Genomic DNA, 940 nt, shown 5'->3' with positions numbered 1-940 from the left:
ATCGGCGATCCGATGGCGGGCGTGAATTCACCGATCTAACCGTCAACGAAATTTCGCTTTGCAAGAGGCCGGTCAATGCCGGCGCGCGCGTAACCATCGTCAAATCCATTAACAAGGAAAACCCTATGGAAAACGAACTTGAGAATGCACCGGAAGTCAAAGCCGACCCGGTGATCGAACAGAAGGCATTTGATGCCCTCAAGGCCCAGATCAACGCCGACAAGGCGCGGATCGACAAGCTTGAGGCCAAGGCGAACCGCCCGGTTGCCGCCAACAACAATCATCCGGCAGGCGAAAACGATAACCTTGAGCTAAAGGCGTTCGGTGAATCGCTTCGCCAGACGATGCTCGAAAAGAAGGCGCTCACGATTGCAGCGCCCGGCACCGGCGGCGCACTTGCACCGGATGAATTCTCGGCGAGCATCTTGGAAAAGATTCGCCTTCAGTCGCCAATTCGCCAGCTTGCCAATGTCGTTCCTGTCGGCGGCGCGCTGTTGCAGATTCCCCGGCTGGTTACTCGCGTCGTTCCCGGCAGCGTAACCGAAATCGCGGCCAAGCCAGAGTCCGAACCGACCTTCGAGCAGATCGATATCAAGCCGTTTGCCATGGGTTCGCAGACGCCGGTTTCGCGCACGACGCTGGAGGACAGCGCGATTGATCTTGTCGCATGGCTTCAGAACCATATCGTCAGCGAATTCGCCACGCTGGAATCCCAGTGGTTTGTGACCGGCAACGGCACGACACAGGCCGAAGGCGTTTTGACCTCGACGGAAGTCGAGGAAATCGAGGCCGACGCGATCACGACCGACGCCTTGCTCGACGTGCTTTACGGCATCAAGAGCGCCTACGCCCTTAACGGCTCTTGGCTCATGAACCGCAAGACCATGCGCGTTGTGCGCGGCCTTCGCGACAGTGATGGCAATCTGCTTTGGCAGGCTGG

The 940-nt window shown here is 58.3% G+C and carries 1 protein-coding gene; it reads left to right on the top strand.

The window, feature by feature from the left end; genetic code table 11:
• Positions 1–125: 125 nt before the first annotated feature.
• A partial coding sequence (locus ACX3P1_RS28215) for a phage major capsid protein (RefSeq protein ID WP_459083119.1) occupies positions 126–940 on the top strand: 815 nt, incomplete at its 3' end.

It is taken from the genome of Mesorhizobium sp. A623 (assembly GCF_054489405.1).
The sequence above is the reverse complement of the archived record's forward strand: the minus strand, read 5'-3'. Positions and strand labels throughout refer to the sequence as shown.